The sequence below is a fragment of the Bradyrhizobium sp. ARR65 genome (genome assembly GCF_000472385.1).
Lineage (GTDB): Bacteria > Pseudomonadota > Alphaproteobacteria > Rhizobiales > Xanthobacteraceae > Bradyrhizobium.
Genome location: NZ_AWZU01000022.1, coordinates 89460 through 105241, shown reverse-complemented (window position 1 = coordinate 105241; position 15782 = coordinate 89460). Strand labels below are relative to the sequence as shown.

At 64.7% G+C, this 15782-nt stretch carries 12 protein-coding genes and 1 pseudogene; 7 read left to right on the top strand and 6 right to left on the bottom strand.

Annotated elements, in window-relative coordinates; translation table 11 throughout:
- Nucleotides 1–9 precede the first annotated feature (9 nt).
- Together F758_RS0123350 and F758_RS0123345 are read left to right on the top strand one after the other, a co-directional pair.
- Nucleotides 10–867 carry an ABC transporter substrate-binding protein gene (locus F758_RS0123350; protein WP_502689171.1) on the top strand — a complete coding sequence of 286 codons (858 nt, stop codon included), beginning with the start codon at nucleotides 10–12 and terminating at the stop codon, nucleotides 865–867.
- A 132-nt stretch (nucleotides 868–999) separates the two neighbouring features.
- Nucleotides 1000–2646, top strand: a complete 1647-nt coding sequence (locus tag F758_RS0123345; RefSeq protein ID WP_024510136.1) for a lysine--tRNA ligase — start codon at nucleotides 1000–1002, stop codon at nucleotides 2644–2646.
- A 134-nt stretch (nucleotides 2647–2780) separates the two neighbouring features.
- Here F758_RS0123345 and F758_RS0123340 read toward each other — a convergent pair whose 3' ends face one another.
- Entirely contained in the window at nucleotides 2781–3716 is a 936-nt protein-coding gene (locus F758_RS0123340) for a 2-dehydropantoate 2-reductase (RefSeq protein ID WP_024510135.1), read from the bottom strand.
- Nucleotides 3717–3908: 192 nt separating this feature from the next.
- Between F758_RS0123340 and F758_RS0123335 the strand changes: the two genes are divergently transcribed.
- The 3 genes from F758_RS0123335 (at nucleotide 3909) to F758_RS0123325 (ending at nucleotide 6461) form a co-directional block, all read left to right on the top strand.
- On the top strand, nucleotides 3909–4688 hold the full coding sequence (locus F758_RS0123335) for a class II aldolase/adducin family protein (RefSeq protein WP_024510134.1): 780 nt from the start codon (nucleotides 3909–3911) through the stop codon (nucleotides 4686–4688).
- A 337-nt stretch (nucleotides 4689–5025) separates the two neighbouring features.
- A complete protein-coding gene (locus F758_RS0123330; RefSeq protein WP_024510133.1) occupies nucleotides 5026–5370 on the top strand; it encodes a DUF952 domain-containing protein in 345 nt (114 codons plus the stop codon).
- Nucleotides 5367–6461, top strand: a complete 1095-nt coding sequence (locus tag F758_RS0123325; RefSeq protein WP_024510132.1) for a quinone-dependent dihydroorotate dehydrogenase — start codon at nucleotides 5367–5369, stop codon at nucleotides 6459–6461. The genes F758_RS0123330 and F758_RS0123325 overlap by 4 nt, the downstream gene beginning before the upstream one ends.
- A 147-nt stretch (nucleotides 6462–6608) precedes the next feature.
- Here F758_RS0123325 and F758_RS0123320 read toward each other — a convergent pair whose 3' ends face one another.
- From F758_RS0123320 to F758_RS0123300, 5 genes and pseudogenes are all read right to left on the bottom strand, one after another.
- The gene (locus F758_RS0123320; RefSeq protein WP_051387023.1) at nucleotides 6609–7871 is read right to left on the bottom strand and encodes an MATE family efflux transporter; all 1263 of its coding nucleotides are present in this window, start codon (nucleotides 7869–7871) and stop codon (nucleotides 6609–6611) included.
- 86 nt (nucleotides 7872–7957) lie between these two features.
- Nucleotides 7958–8691, bottom strand: a pseudogene (locus F758_RS44410) (MBL fold metallo-hydrolase).
- Nucleotides 8692–8703: 12 nt separating this feature from the next.
- On the bottom strand, nucleotides 8704–9012 hold the full coding sequence (locus F758_RS0123310) for a DUF6460 domain-containing protein (protein WP_024510130.1): 309 nt from the start codon (nucleotides 9010–9012) through the stop codon (nucleotides 8704–8706).
- 72 nt (nucleotides 9013–9084) lie between these two features.
- A complete protein-coding gene (locus F758_RS0123305) occupies nucleotides 9085–10776 on the bottom strand; it encodes an ATP-dependent DNA ligase (protein ID WP_024510129.1) in 1692 nt (563 codons plus the stop codon).
- Nucleotides 10773–11813, bottom strand: coding sequence for a ligase-associated DNA damage response exonuclease (locus F758_RS0123300; protein ID WP_035722853.1), 1041 nt, complete (start codon nucleotides 11811–11813; stop codon nucleotides 10773–10775). Before F758_RS0123300 ends, F758_RS0123305 begins: the two co-directional genes overlap by 4 nt.
- A gap of 143 nt (nucleotides 11814–11956) precedes the next feature.
- Between F758_RS0123300 and F758_RS0123295 the strand changes: the two genes are divergently transcribed.
- Both F758_RS0123295 and F758_RS0123290 read left to right on the top strand, forming a co-directional pair.
- Nucleotides 11957–12883 carry a class I SAM-dependent DNA methyltransferase gene (locus F758_RS0123295; protein ID WP_024510127.1) on the top strand — a complete coding sequence of 309 codons (927 nt, stop codon included), beginning with the start codon at nucleotides 11957–11959 and terminating at the stop codon, nucleotides 12881–12883.
- A 180-nt stretch (nucleotides 12884–13063) separates the two neighbouring features.
- Nucleotides 13064–15724, top strand: a complete 2661-nt coding sequence (locus tag F758_RS0123290; protein ID WP_245286566.1) for a ligase-associated DNA damage response DEXH box helicase — start codon at nucleotides 13064–13066, stop codon at nucleotides 15722–15724.
- Nucleotides 15725–15782 lie beyond the last annotated feature (58 nt).

Genomic DNA, 15782 nt, shown 5'->3' with positions numbered 1-15782 from the left:
TGGGCGGCACTGACCGTATTGGCGCTGTTCCTGTCGGGCGTGGCCAATGCCGCCCAGCCGGCGCCGGCCACGACAGCGCCCAAGCCTGGAACCGCGGCCGCGCCGCAGGCCGTGCCCGGCTTCTGGGACCCGCGGCGTCGCCCGGAGCGGCCCGACCTGTCCCGCATCTCGGTGATCCGCTTTCTGACCGAAACCGACTATCCGCCGTTCAACTTCACCGGGGCTGACGGCAACCCCGCCGGCTTCAATGTCGATCTCGCCCGCTCGCTGTGCGAGGAGATCAAGGTCACCTGCACCATCCAGATGCGGCGGTTCGACACCCTGCTTGACGCGCTCGCCAGCAACCGGGGTGACGCCATTATCGCCTCCATGGCAGTCACGCCGGAAACCCGCGCCCGGGTCGACTTCACCGATCCCTATTACCGCGCGCCGGCGCGCTTCGTCTCGCGCAAGGATCAGGTGCTGTCGGAAATCCGCCCCGAATATCTCGAGGGGCGGAAGGTTGGCGTCGTCGCCGGCACGGCGCACGAAGCCTATCTGAAGGCCATGTTCACTGACGCCGAACTGCACACCTATCCGAACGACGAGGCGCTGCGCGCAAGCTTGCGGCGCGGCGAGGTCGATTTCATCTTCGGCGACGCCATCTCGCTCGCCTTCTGGATCAACGGCACCGATTCCGCCGATTGCTGCGCGTTTTCGGGCGGTCCCTTCGTCGAAAGCCGCTATTTCGGCGAGGGCATCGGCATCGCCGTGCGCAAGGGCAACGATCTGCTCAGGCAGGCGTTGAACTGGGCGCTGTTCCGGGTCTGGGAGAAAGGCCGCTACACCGACCTGTGGCTGCGCTATTTTTCGATCAGCCCGTTTTAGATGTTTCTCTGTCATTCCGGGACGCGTCGAAGACGCGAACCCGGAATCTCGATATTCCGGGTTCGCAGCCGCCATTTTGCATTTTGGCGCGGAACGGCTAATTTCCGCGGCCTTTGGAGAACCGTACTCAAAATGTCCACGATCGATCTTGCCGCCCCAATCAGCGCGAGTGACCTGCGCGCGGTTGCCGAACAATCCACCGCCTGGCCGTTCGAACAGGCGAAAGCGATTGTCGCGCGGCTGAAAAAGACGCCGAAGGACGAGGTGCTGTTCGAGACTGGCTATGGTCCCTCCGGCCTGCCGCATATCGGGACGTTCGGCGAGGTTGCGCGCACCACCATGGTTCGCCACGCCTTCCGCGTGCTCACCGAGGACAAGATCAAGACGCGCCTGCTCGCGTTCTCCGATGACATGGACGGCCTGCGCAAGGTGCCGGACAATGTGCCGAACAAGGAGATGCTGGAGAAGAACCTTGGCAAGCCCTTGACGCGCGTGCCCGATCCGTTCGGCACCCATGGCAGCTTCGGCGCGCACAACAATGCGCGGCTGCGCGCATTCCTCGATCAGTTCGGCTTCGACTACGAGTTCGCGAGCTCGACCGATTATTACACCACGGGCCGCTTCGACGCGGCGCTGCTGCGCATGCTGGAACGGATCGAGAAGGTGATGGCGATCATGCTGCCGTCATTGCGCGAGGAGCGCGCGGCGAGCTATTCGCCGTTCCTGCCGATCTGCCCGCGCACCGGCACCGTGCTCTACGTGCCCATCATCGCGCATGATGCCAGGGCAGGCACTATCTCCTACGACGATCCGGAGACCAAGGAGCGCGTTACGCTGCCGGTGACCGGCGGGCATTGCAAGCTGCAATGGAAGCCGGATTGGGCGATGCGCTGGTACGCGCTCGGTGTCGATTATGAAATGGCCGGCAAGGACCTGATCGACTCGGTCAAGCTGTCGGGCAAGATCTGCGGCGCGCTCGGCGGCACGCCGCCGGAGGGGTTCAACTACGAGCTATTCCTGGACGAGAAGGGCCAGAAGATCTCGAAGTCCAAGGGCAATGGCCTGACGATCGAGGAATGGCTGCGCTACGCGCCGCCGGAATCCTTGTCGCTGTTCATGTATCGCGAGCCGAAGGCGGCGAAGCGGCTCTATTTCGACGTCATCCCGCGCAATGTCGATGAGTATTACCAGTTCCTGGAGGCCTTTCCCAAGCAGGAGGTGAAGCAACAGCTCGGCAATCCGGTCTGGCACATCCATGCCGGTCATCCGCCCAAGGCGGATATGCCCGTCACCTTCCAGCTCCTGCTGACGCTGGTGTCGTCCTCTAATGCGGAGAATGCGGAAACGCTGTGGGGCTTCATCGGCCGTTATCGCCCGGGCGTGACGCCGCAGACGCATCCAAGGCTCGATGCCATGGTGGGCTATGCCATCAACTACTATCGGGACTTCGTCGCACCCGCGAAGAAGTTCCGCGAGCCGACCGAGAGCGAGCGCGCGGCATTGCAAGACCTGCGCGACGCGCTCTCGAACCTGCCGGCCGACTCCTCCGCGGAAGACATCCAGAACGTCGTCTACGAAATCGGCCGCCGCGAGCCATTCCTCGACCCCGTGAAAAAGGGCAAGGACGGCCGGCCCGGCGTGTCGCTCGACTGGTTCAACATGCTCTACCAGGTGCTACTCGGCCAGGAGAAGGGCCCGCGCTTCGGCTCCTTCGTCGCGGTCTACGGGATTCAGAACGCCGTCAACATGATCGACGGGGCGCTGGCAAGATCGGCGTAATGACATCAGTCCAGACGGACGCAAGGCACGCATCTCTAACCGTCATCCTAAGGCGCGAGCGCAGCGAGCCTCGAAGGATGAACGGCCCGTGTGCCGACAGCGGGGCCGTCGCCCTTCGAGGCTCGCGCAGCCTGTCATCGGGCCGCGCTTCGCGCGCCCGTTCCCTCGCTCGCCGCGCGCGTCAGCGTGAGCAGCATGCGCAATAGCGGCGTCGGCACGCCGTGCCGCTCGCCGAGCGCGACAACGGCGCCCGTGAGCGCTTCCACCTCCAGCGGTCGTCCCGCGACGCGATCGAAATACATCGAGGAGCCGGCGTCGGGCGGAATGGCGAGCAAGCGCGCGATCGATTGCGCCGGCTCGTCGGCGGCGAGTTGCGCGCCATCGGCCCGTCCGACGGCGGCGGCCTCTTCAAGCAGCGCCAGGCACAGCGATTGCACGTCCTCGCGCCGAAACACCGCATTGCGCTGCAGGGCGAGCGCGGAGACGGGGTTGGCCACCGCGTTCACCAGGAGCTTCCGCCAGGCCAGCGTTTTGAAGTCGCCGCTGCAGAGCACTCGCATCGACGTACCGTCCAGGAGCGCTGCGAAGGATTGGCCGGCGGCATCGTCGCTGACCGCGAAATCGTAATCGCCGCCCCGCCGGTAGCGGACACGGTCAGGCGCGAGCCGCTCGCCATTGTAATGGACGATGGTCGGAACGACGGTCGCATCGCCGACAAAGGGCGCGAGACGCTCGGCATGGTCAATGCCGTTCTGCAACGCCGCAACCCGTGTCCTCTCGCCGCAGAGCCGCGTCAGCCACGCGCCGCTCGCTGCCGTGTCCTGCGTCTTGGTGCACAAGAGAACCCAGTCCACCGGTCTCGCCAGGGCCGGATCGGTCAGGGTGGAGATGGGTACCTCGATGCCGCCCTCTGGTCGCTCGACAGTCAAGCGCTCGATCGGATGCCTGACGCAGGCGATGATGTCATAGCGACCGACCACGCTGAGCACGCCGGCGATGACACCACCGATGCTGCCGAGGCCCACGATGGCGATGCTCTTACGCTCGATATTGGCAACGTTTGGCGGCATGAAACCATCCTCGCTGGAACATTAATCGAACTCGCGCCGCAGACTGAAACTGCAAAGCGAGATGGGCGATCTGCGGCAATTTCAACGGCCCGCTGTTCGGACTGAGCTACAATATCGCGACAGGGATAGTCGTCCACGGGCTCATTTGAGCCGGCAAAGGACGCGACAGCCATATCAACAGGAGAGGACGCCATGCAGTTCAGGGTTTCGCCGCAGACGCTTGCCGATTGCAGCGCCGAGGAGTGGCAGGCGCGGGTCGATCTGGCGGCGGCGCATCGGCTCGCCTTCGTCCACGGCTTCAGTGAGGGGATCTTCAATCATCTCACACTGGTCGTGCCCGGCCGCAGCGACCGCTATTATCAGATCCCGTTCGGCATGCACTGGTCGGAGGTCACGGCGTCCTCCTTTATGGAGGTCGGCATCGGGGACGGCCAGGTCAAGCGCGGCGAGGGCGATGTCGAGCGCTCCTGCTATTGCATTCATGCGCCGATCCACAAGGCCCTGCCGCAGGCCAAGGCCGTGTTCCACACCCACATGCCCTTTGCGAGCGCGCTGACGCGGCTGGAGGACCCGCGCATCAAGGAGATCGGGCAGACCGAAGTCGGGATGATGGGTCAGATCGCGTATGACGACGCCTATACCGGCCCCGCCTTCGAGCCCGAAGAAGGCGAGCGTCTGGCGAAAGTGATCGGCGACAAGACCGTGCTGTTCATGGCCAATCACGGCATCACCACCGTCGGCGAGACGGTCGCCGAAGCCTATGACCGGCTCTATTACATCGAGCGCGCGGCGCAGGTTCAGATCTACGCGATGTGGACGGGCGAGAAGCTGAAAAAGCTTCCTGAGCAGGTGATCGAGAAGACCAGGCGGACTTTTGCGGGCGAGAGGCGATACAATCCAGGACCGGCGCAGCGGCATTTCGACGCCTTAAAGCGCATGCTGGACCGCAAGGAGCCGGACTATGCGTCTTGAATACCGGCGGCGCCATCAGGGCTCGCAATAGACGTTTTGCCTCTCAAGCTGGGCTCGTGTCTTAGTGGGCTCGTGTTTTGATGTGTGGACCCGCTCGCTTGGCGCGCCGGTCCACAACCCTCCAGGTCCCCATCCATCGAGATTAAACTCGCCAGATTGACTTGCGCGTGCGGCCGCCGCGCGCAAGCGGGGCCGACGAGACCCGTCACTCCCTCCACAGACACCGCCATTCCGGTTTCGCGGGAGCGTCGCGAACGCCGCCCCTTGAGTTGTGCCGAGGCCGTCGATACGGTCGAAAATCACCAACAGATTCAGGCAAGAGGCTCCGGCAGAGCTCGTGGTCAAGATTTATAAGATTTGTTCCGTTTCGGCCTGGCGCGAGGCCGAGGCAAGCGGCGTGTACCGGGGAAGCGCCGACGATGCGCGTGACGGCTTCATTCATTTCTCCACCGCCGCCCAGGTCGCCGAGACCGCGCGAAAACACTTTGCCGGGCAGAAGGACCTATTGCTGGTCGAAGTCGATGGCGATGCTCTGGGTGCTGCGCTGCGCTGGGAGCGTTCGCGCAATGACGAGCTGTTTCCGCATCTCTATGGCGAGCTCCGGCTCGGCGCGGTCAGGGGTGTCCATGAGATGCCCGCGCGGCCGGACGGCTCTCACGCAATACCGGGGCTCGAGCCGTGATCCGCGCCTTCGACGCCCTCTCACTGCCGCTGCTGCGCTGGTTCGATCCGGAAGATGCCCATCGCCTGGCGATCCAGGGCTTGAAACTGCTGCCGCCGACGCGGCCGCGCACTGATGATCCGAAGCTCGCCGTGCGCGCTTTCGGCCTCAATTTCCCCAATCCGATCGGGATGGCCGCGGGCTTCGACAAGAACGCCGAGGCGCCGGATGCGCTGTTGCGTCTTGGTTTCGGTTTCGTCGAGGTCGGCACGGTGACGCCGAAGCCGCAGGACGGCAACCCGCGGCCGCGGCTGTTTCGGCTCGATCGCGACGAAGCGGTGATCAACCGCATGGGCTTCAACAATGACGGCGCGCCAGCGGTGCTGCGCCGGCTTGCTTCGCGCGCCCATCACGGAGGCATTGTCGGGGTCAACGTCGGGGCCAACAAGGATTCACCCGATCGTGTCGCCGATTATGTGCGGCTGATCGAGACCTTCGCGCCGGTCGCAAGCTATTTCACCGTCAACGTCTCTTCGCCCAACACGCCGGGCCTGCGCAATCTGCAGCAGGCGGCGATCCTTGACGACCTGCTCGCCCGGGTGATCGACGCGCGCGAGCGCGTGCGGCAGAAGGCAGGCGACACCCCGGTGCTCTTGAAGATCGCGCCGGATTTGAGCCTCGCCCAGCTTGACGAGGTGGTTCAGGTCGCGCGCTCGCGCCGCGTCGACGGCATGATCGTGGCCAACACCACGGTGGCGCGGCCGAAGAGCCTGCGCGACAAGGCGCGCGGGGAGGAGATCGGCGGCTTGTCCGGCCGGCCGCTGTTCCGCCTTTCGACGCGCATGGTCGCGGAAACCTATGTGCGGGCGGAAGGCGCGTTTCCGCTGATCGGGGTGGGCGGCATCGATTCCGGCGGCGCCGCGCTGACCAAGATCCGCGCCGGCGCCAGCCTCATCCAGCTTTATTCCTCACTCATCTACAAGGGCCTCGGCCTGATCGACGACATCAAGAACGATCTCGCCGCGACGCTGCTGCGCACCGGGCGCGACTCGCTCGCCGAAATCGTCGGCGCCGACGCCGCGACCATCACGGCCGAGGACTGGCCGGTGTAGCTTTCTCCCTCTCTCCGCATCCGCCTTCGCCAAGGCTTCGGCGGACAAGAGCGGAGCGAGGTGAAGCGGCGAGCCCTTCTTGCGCAGCGAAACCCATCAACAACGCGCGCGGAATGCTTGGTGGGCTTCGCTTGCGCTCAGCCCACCCTACGACGTCTTGAACGACGTTTTCAGCAGCGCCGGATAGCGCAGCGCTTCCAGGCCGCCGCGTGCGGCGTAAAACGCGAGCAGCGCGCACCATAGGCCGGCATTGCCGTAACCGCGCAGTGCGAGCCACGTGCCAAGGAAGATCACCAGCGAGGCCAGCATCAAATTGCGCATGTCGCGTGCCCAGGTCGCGCCGATATAGACTCCGTCAAATGCGAAGGCGAGAACGGCGAGCAGCGGCGAGGCGATGACGAAGACGAGATAGTCGCGCGCCATGCTGCGGACATCCGGGCTCGCGCTCATCATGTCGATCAGCGCCGGGCCGAACAGCAGGAATACGACCATCACGACCAGCGCAAACGCAAATCCCCACGACACCACCAGCCGGGTTGCGGTGGAGAAGGCCCCCTTGTCGCGCGCGCCAAACGCCTGTCCGCAGAGTTGTTCGGCGGCATTGGCAAGGCCGTCGAGGAAGAAGGCGCTCATCAAGAGAAAATTGTTCAACACCGAATTGGCCGCGAGCGTGACGTCGCCGGCACGGGCGCCTTGGGCGGTGAAGAACAGGAAGGCGGTGATCAGCGACGCAGTGCGCAGCATGATGTCGCGGTTGACGGCGAGCATACGCATCAGCTTGTCGCGATCGAACAGCATCTTGCGCGGCACGGTGAGCCGCCCACGCATCAGGCGCCGCGCAACCAGAATCCCGAGCAGCAGGCCGGAGCCTTCCGCGATCACCGCGGCCAGCGCAGCGCCCGCGATGCCGAAATTGAATCCGAGAACCAAGATCGCCGTCGCCGCCATGTTGACCAGGTTGATCACGATCTGCACCACCAGCGCCAGCCTGGCGCGGGCCTGTCCGACCAGCCAGCCGAGCACGACGTAATTGCCGAGCGCCAGCGGCGAGGACCAGATGCGAACGCTGAAATAGGTTCTTGCGGCATCCGTCACGTCGGGGCTGCCGCCCATGGCATCCAGCAGCAGGGCCGCGAGCGGGACCTGCAGCGCGATCAATGCCGACCCGATCAAACCCGCCAGAACAAGACCGCGCGCGAACAGCGCCGGCAATTCCTCGATTTCGCCCGACCCCAGCGACTGCGCTGTGAAGGCGACGGTAGACAGGCGCAGGAATGCGAATAGCCAGAACATGCAGTCGAAGATGACCGAGGCCATCGCCACCCCGCCGAGCAGTGCGGGCTCGCCAAGCCTGCCGATCGCGGTGGTCGAGACGATGCCGATCAGCGGCGTCGTCAAATTGGCCAGCATCGAGGGTCCCGCGATGGCAAAGACCCGCGCGGTGGTGACCTTGGTCGACAGATGTAGCTGACGCAGTTCCACCGTCCCGCGCGCCTCTACAGCTCGACGGTCAAGCCGTCATGGGCGGCCGCGTGAGTGAGCGCATCGAGACGGGTGAGCGTGTCGTCGCCCATGTGTGTGAGGATCAGCCGCTTCGGCCTGATCTCTTGGAGATGCGCCTCCAGGGCCTTGAGGCTGAGATGGTTCTTGACGGCCTTCTCGTAAGTATAGGCTTCCGCGATGAACAGGTCGGCATCGCGCGCCAGCGGGATCAGCGTGTCAGTCCATTCGGTGTCCGCGCTATAGGCGATCACACGTCCCTCCGCCTCGATCCTGTAGCCGAGAAACGGCCCGCCGGATTCGCCGTGTACCACGGGAAATGGCGTCACGGTGACCCCGCCGAAGGCACGCGTTTGTCCGGGCTCAAGGCGACAATTGAAAGCTCGAACTTCTGCTTTGTCTTCGAGGAGTTTTCGAACAGCGCTTCCATCACCTGTATCAGGCGCATATCGAGGCCTTGCGGACCCGCGATCACAAGTGGACGCGTCCGCCGCGAGAACTGCGCATCGAGCAGGAAGAACGGCAGCCCGGCAAAATGATCGCCGTGAAAATGGGTGATCAGGATCAGATCGATGGCCTGGCGCGCGACGCCCGCGCGCTTTAGGGCCGGCAGCGACGAGGCGCCGCAATCGATCAGGAAGTTGACTTCCTCGCCCGTGACATGAAAGCAGGTGTTGTTGCGGCCGCCCGAGCCAAATGCGTCGCCGGAGCCGATGAATTGCAGTTGCACGGGCTTGTCCGCCTAGTAGCGACGGCGCGGCGGTGAGGAGAAGATGCGCGACAGCAGCCAGATCGGGACCACGACCACGGCGCCGAGCAGGAAATAGCGCCACAGCCAATTGACGGCATCAAAGCCGAGGTCCCACAGGCGCCGGAACAGGAGGCGAATGCTCTCGATGATGTTCCAGGGATCGAAGCCGACCGCGGCCAGGACCACGCCGACCAGGATCGACAACAGGATCAACCGGAACGCGACGTTGAGCGGCGAGCCGCCGAGAAAACGGCTCAGGCCGTCAGGGGCTGCCGGCAATTCCCTGCTGTCGTGTGACATCTTCATCTCCCGCGGATTCGCACCGCGCATTTTACTATGGCGACAGGCAGATGGGGAACCCTTAAAGCCTCGTCAACTGTTTTCGGATGTTACCAAAACTTTATTTGTCTCGTCGGCTTTGAGCATGCGCTCCAGCGTTTCCAGCCGATCGGCCTCGCGCGGCGGCTTGTCCCAGCGCAGGCGGTTGATGCGGGGAAACCGCATGGCAACACCCGATTTGTGCCGCGAGGACCGCTGCAGACCCTCGAAGGCGACTTCCAGCACCAGGCCTTGGTCGGGTTCATGAACGACGTGGCGCACGGGGCCGAATTTTTCTTTGGTGTTGCGGCGGACAAAGCGGTCGATCTGCAAGAGCTCCTCGTCAGTGAAGCCGAAATAGGCCTTGCCGACCGGCACCAGCTCGTCGCCGCTTTCGCCTGCGGTCCAGACACCAAAGGTGTAGTCCGAATAATAGGAGGAGCGCTTGCCGTGGCCGCGCTGGGCATACATCAGCACGGCGTCGATGATGTGCGGGTCGCGCTTCCATTTCCACCATTGCCCCCTGGGGCGACCGGGCAAATAGGGTGCATCGCGCCGCTTGAGCATCACGCCTTCGACGGCGCCCGCGTCCTCGCCCGCGCCGGCCGACATGGGATGGGCGCGCGCGAGGCGAAGCGCGTACCAGCTATCGAAGGCGATGGTCGGCGACAAATCGACGCGAGCATCGTTCAGCCGCCGGACGAAACTCTCCAGCCGCTCGCGCCGTTCGGCGAACGGCAATTCGCGCAAATCGTTCTCGTCATCGCCGAGCAGATCGTAGGCCCGCAGATGGATCGGATAATCCTTGGTCAGTTTGGGCGAGACCACTTTGCGGTTGAGCCGCTGCTGCAGCACATTGAAGCTCTGCACGCGGCCATCGCGCATCACCAGGAGCTCACCGTCGATGGCACCCGGCAGATGCAGCGAGGGCAACAGATCGGGAAAGCTCTTGGTGATGTCTTCGCCGGTGCGTGAATAGAGCCGCGCCACGCAGTGGCCGTGCGTGTCGCGGCCGGTGACCGCCTGCACGCGGATGCCATCCCATTTCCATTCCGCGATGTAGTCGGCGGGATCGAGGCCGGCGAAATCCTCATCCTCGATCGCATGCGCCAGCATTACCGGGCGGAACGGCGCGGGATCGCGGTTGACCGGCTTTTCGCCGCGATCCTCCAGCCAGGCGAACAGGTCGAGATAGGGCGGCGACAGCCCCGGCCAGATCAGCTCGATCTCATGCGGATCCTTGTGGCCAAGATTGGCGGCCGCGGTCTTGGCAAGCCGCGCCGAGATGCCGATGCGCATCGCGCCGGTGACGAGTTTCAACAGGGCCCAGCGGCCGGTCTCGTCCAGCTCGTCGAGCCAGCGCGCGAGCTGCGCCGGTAGCTCCAGCTTGCCAAGCGTACGCAAGGTGGTGACGACGTCGGTGAGCGTTGGCGGCGGCGGATTGTTGTGGCCGGCGTTCGCGGACAAGAGCGCCGATTTCGGCCACATCAGCGCCACCGTCTCGGAGAGGTCGCCGACGTAATCGTAAGATAGGCCGAACAGCGCGGGATCGGTGCGCGCGGCGATCAGGTCGCGGATCAGGCCGGGCTTGGCATGCTTGAACGACAGGGCGCCCGTCAGCGCCGCCAGCGCATAGCCGCGATCGGGATCGCCGACCTCGCGGAAATAGGCGGTGATGAGCCGCAGCTTGTTGTTGCGCCCGGGCTCATAGGCGAGGCGGTCGAGCAGTTCGGCGAAGCGATTCATGCCTCGACATCCTGGGCTTCGGTCAACGTCTCGCTCTCTTCCTCATCGCCATAGCCGACGAGATCGAGCGGTCGAGCCGCGAGTCCCTTCGTCCTGCACCAATGCACCAGCGCGTCTTCCTGGCCGTGGGTGACCCAGACCTCGCCGGCGCCGGTCGCGGCAATGGTCGCGGTCAGTCCGTCCCAATCGGCGTGATCGGAAATCACCAGCGGCAGCTCGACGCCGCGCTGGCGTGCGCGGGCGCGCACCCGCATCCAGCCGGAGGCAAAGGCGGTGACCGGATCGGGAAAGCGCCGCGTCCAGATGTCGGAGGTCGCGGTCGGCGGCGCCAGCGTGATGGTGCCGGCAAGCTCGGCCTTCTTCGTGCCGCGCACCGGGCGCAGCTCGCCGAGGCGCACGCCCCGGCTTTCATAGTAGCGCGTGATCTTGTCCATCGCGCCATGCAGATAGATCGGCGCGTCGTAACCGGCCTCGCGCAACAGTGCGATCACGCGCTGCGCCTTGCCGAGCGAATAGGCGCCGACCAGATGGGCGCGCTCGGGAAACAGCGCGACCGAAGCCAGGAGCTTCTTCACCTCTTCCGCCGCATCGCCATGACGAAACACCGGCAGGCCGAAGGTTGCTTCGGTGATGAAGACGTCGCAAGGCACCAGCTCGAACGGCGCGCAGGTCGGATCGCGGGCGTCCTTGTAATCGCCGGATGCGACGATGCAGAGCTCCCCACAGGAGACGGCGATCTGCGCCGAGCCCAGCACATGGCCGGCGGGATGGAATTTGATCCTTACATCGCCGAGGGTGATCTCTTCGCCATAGGCTATGGCCTGTGTCGAACGAGCAAAATTATCGCCATAGCGCAGCCGCATCATGTCGAGCGTTTCCCGCGTCGCCAGCACCGCGCCATGGCCGGCGCGGGCGTGGTCTGAATGGCCGTGGGTGACCACGGCCCGCTCCACGGGACGCACGGGATCGATGTAAAAGCCTCCGGGCCTGCAGCAAAGGCCGGCGGGAGTTGGCAGCAGGATGTCATGCGGACGCATGCTCTCCATATGGGCCCGGGTGCGACCTATTATCAGGTGTCACGCGCGGGCTTGACCCGCGCATCCATCTTTCTAGAAAAGTCTCTTTTGATCGATGGATTTGCCGGATTAAGCCCGGCAATGACGAGCTTGGTTCCCGAGATATGCCCCTGCGCCTGTTCCTGTCCTCCGGCGATCTGATTGCCGACCGCCGCTTCGAATTCGCGCGCGACCTGCAATTGAAGGGCGATCTGCTGGCCGCTGCCGATCTGCTCGAACAGGCAATCGAGCTCGCGCCGAACTTCGCCACTGCCTGGTTCACGCTGGGCGAAATCCGCCAGCAGCTTGGCGAGCATGACAAAGCGATTACGGCGTTCCGCAAAGTGCGCGAGTCCGATCCGGACGACCGTCACGGTGCCTCCGTCCGGCTGATGCGGCTGGGCGCGGAAGAACTATCGACGATGCCGCGCGGCTACGTGCAGGCGCTGTTCGATCAATATGCAGCGCGCTTCGAGGCGGCGCTGCTCGGCGATCTCAACTACCGCGCCCCGCAGCTCCTGTTCAAGGCGGTGGTCGCGGTGCGCGCGGCCGCGCGCAAACCCGCCTTCTTCAAGTACGCCATCGATCTCGGCTGCGGCACCGGCCTTGCTGCGGAGGCCTTTGCCGAGCAGGTCGACCATTTCATCGGCATCGATCTGTCGCCCGGCATGATCGAGCAGGCCCGCGCCACTGCCCTCTACGAACAGCTCGAGGTCGAGGACATGGTCGCGGGCCTGCGCAGCAAGGCGGACGCCAGCGCCGATCTCGTGCTGGCTGCGGACGCTTTTGTTTATGTGGCGGATCTCGCGCCGGTGCTGAGCGAGATTCAGCGCGTCCTGGCCTCGGGCGGTCTGCTTGCCTTCACCGTCGAGACCCATGGCGGCGAGGGCGTCGTGATTGGCGAGGGCCTGCGTTATGCCCATGCCGCGGATTATGTGCGGACCGCGATCGTGGCCGCGGGCCTCGAAGTTGCCCATCTCGAAGAAGCGAGTCCGCGCACCGAGAAAAATAAGCCGGTGCGTGGCTTGGCCGTGGTTGCGGCGAAGATGTGAACCCATCTCGATCTTCAACGGCAAGGAGGGGTATATCTCTCGGGCAAGTCGGCGACGGAGTGAGGCCTCCCTCTCGCCGCAAGTGCGCCATCACCCTCGACGAAACGGCGCGGACTGCATACGTTCTCCCTCGTGCCGCCCCGCGTCCAACCAGCCGTCGTTGACCCAGCGGCCGCGCTATTGCCCGACCGTTTCCAAGAATGGTTTGCGGCGCGCGGCTGGTCGCCGCGCGCGCATCAGCTCGCGCTGTTGGAAAAGGCGCGCGAGAACCGCTCGGCCCTCTTGATCGCGCCGACCGGTGCCGGCAAGACGCTGGCCGGATTTTTGCCGACATTGGTGGAATTGAGCGCACACGTGCCGCCTGCTCGATCACCTCTCCCCCTGCGGGAGAGGTCGACGCCTGGAGGGCAGCGGGTGCGGGGTGAGCCCCAAGCACCGGAGCCTGTGGCTCATCCCTCTCCTCAGCCCTTCCTCGCAAGCGGGGAGGGAGCTACGGAGCGTGCGGCCCCAACCCTCGTCTCCACCGGCCGCGGCGTGAAGCGCACGGGCGGTCTCCACACCCTCTACATCTCGCCGCTGAAAGCGCTCGCGGTCGACATCGCGCGCAACCTGGAAACACCGATCGCCGAGATGAGCCTGCCGGTGAAAGTGGAAACCCGCACCGGCGATACCCCGGTGTCGCGGCGCCAGCGTCAGCGTCGCTATCCGCCGGACATTCTGCTTACCACGCCCGAGCAGGTGGCGCTGCTGCTGGCCTCCGACGATGCGCCCTATCTCTTTGGCTCGCTCAAGCGCATCGTGCTTGACGAATTGCACGCGCTCGTCACCTCCAAGCGCGGCGATCTGTTGTCGCTCGGCCTGTCGCGGCTGTGGCAGCTTGCGCCTGATGTGCGCGCGATTGGCCTGTCGGCGACGGTCGCAGAGCCTGAGGAGCTCGCGCGCTTTCTGGTGCCGCAGCCCGACGGCACAAGCGCAGCGGCGGATATCGTTGTCGCTGGTGGCGCGGCACCCCCGGTCGTCGAGATGCTCGATACAAACGAACGCCTGCCCTGGGCCGGCCACAGCGCACGCCACGCGCTCGGCGAAGTCTACGAACTGGTCAAGGCCAACACCACGACGCTTATTTTCGTCAACACGCGCAGCCAGGCCGAGATGCTGTTCCAGGAGCTGTGGCGCATGAACGATGATGGGCTCGCGATCGCGCTGCATCACGGCTCGCTCGATGTCGCACAGCGCCGCAAGGTCGAGGATGCGATGTCGGCGGGGAAATTGCGCGCCGTGGTCTGCACCTCCTCGCTCGATCTCGGCGTCGACTGGGGCGATGTCGATCTCGTCATCAATATCGGCGCGCCCAAGGGGGCTTCCCGGCTGATGCAGCGGATCGGCCGCGCCAATCACCGTCTCGATGAGCCCTCCCGCGCGGTGCTGGTGCCGGCCAACCGGTTCGAGGTGTTGGAATGCAGCGTGGCGATCGATGCGATCGCGGAGAATGCGCAGGATACGCCGCCCTTGCGAACCGGCGCGCTGGACGTGCTGGCACAGCATGTGTTGGGCCGCGCCTGCGGCGAGCCGTTCTTCTCCGATGAGCTCTATGACGAGGTGCGCATGGCGGCGCCTTACACAGGCCTCTCGCGCGCCGATTTCGACGACGTCGTCGACTTCGTCGCCACCGGCGGTTACGCCCTCAAGACCTATGAGCGCTTTGCCCGCATCAAGCAGGACAAGCAAGGGCGCTTTCGCGTCGCCAATCCGGCGGTACGGCAAGCCTATCGTCTCAACGTCGGCACCATCGTCCAGGACCCCATGCTGAAGGTGCGCCTGGTGCGCTCGCGCGGCACGGGCTCGGGATTGACCGGCGCGATCGCGCGCGGCGGGCGCATGCTCGGCGAAATCGAGGAAGATTTTATCGACGGTCTAGTCGTCGGCGACACCTTCGTGTTCGCGGGTGAAGTGGTGCGCTACGAGGCTTTGACCGAGGACCAGGTCTATGTGTCGCGCGCCCATGACAAGGACGCCAAGGTGCCTTCCTACATGGGAGGCAAATTCCCACTCTCGACCTATCTTGCCGAACGCGTGCGCAAGTTGCTGGATAACGGGCGCGCCTGGAGCGCCTTACCCGAGCAGGTGCGTGACTGGCTCGTCCTGCAGCGGGAATTTTCGCGCGTGCCCGCGTTGCGAGAGCTCCTGGTCGAAACATTCCCGCGTGCGAACAAGCACTATCTCGTCTGCTATCCCTTCGAAGGCCGGCTCGCGCACCAGACGCTCGGCATGCTCTTGACGCGCCGGCTCGAGCGCGCCCGCGCCCGCCCGCTCGGCTTCGTCGCCAATGAATATGCGGTCGCGATCTGGGGCCTCGGCGATCTCTCCTTCATGGTGCGTCAGGGCATGCTCGATCTCGACGCTCTGTTCGATCCGGACATGCTGGGCGATGACCTTGAGGCGTGGCTTGCCGAGTCAGCGTTGATGAAGCGCACATTTCGCAATTGCGCCATCATTTCCGGCCTGATCGCGCGCCGGCATACCGGCGAAGAGAAGAAGAAACGGCAGGTCCTGTTCTCCACCGACCTCGTCTATGACGTGCTGCGCAAGCACCAGCCCGACCACGTGCTGCTGCGCGCCGCCCGCGCCGATGCCGCGACCGGCCTGCTCGACCTGCGCCGTCTGTCCGACATGCTCGCGCGCATCCATGGGCGCATCACCCACCGGGAACTCGATCATGTCTCGCCGCTCGCGGTGCCCGTGCTGCTGGAAATCGGCCGCGAGTCAGTTTATGGCGAGGCATCGGATGAGCTGTTGGCGGAAGCCGCCGACGATCTCATCAGGGAAGCGATGTCTCACTGACATCTGTTGCCAATTTGGATCAAGGAACTTGTCGGACTCCGTCCTCTCCATATCATCA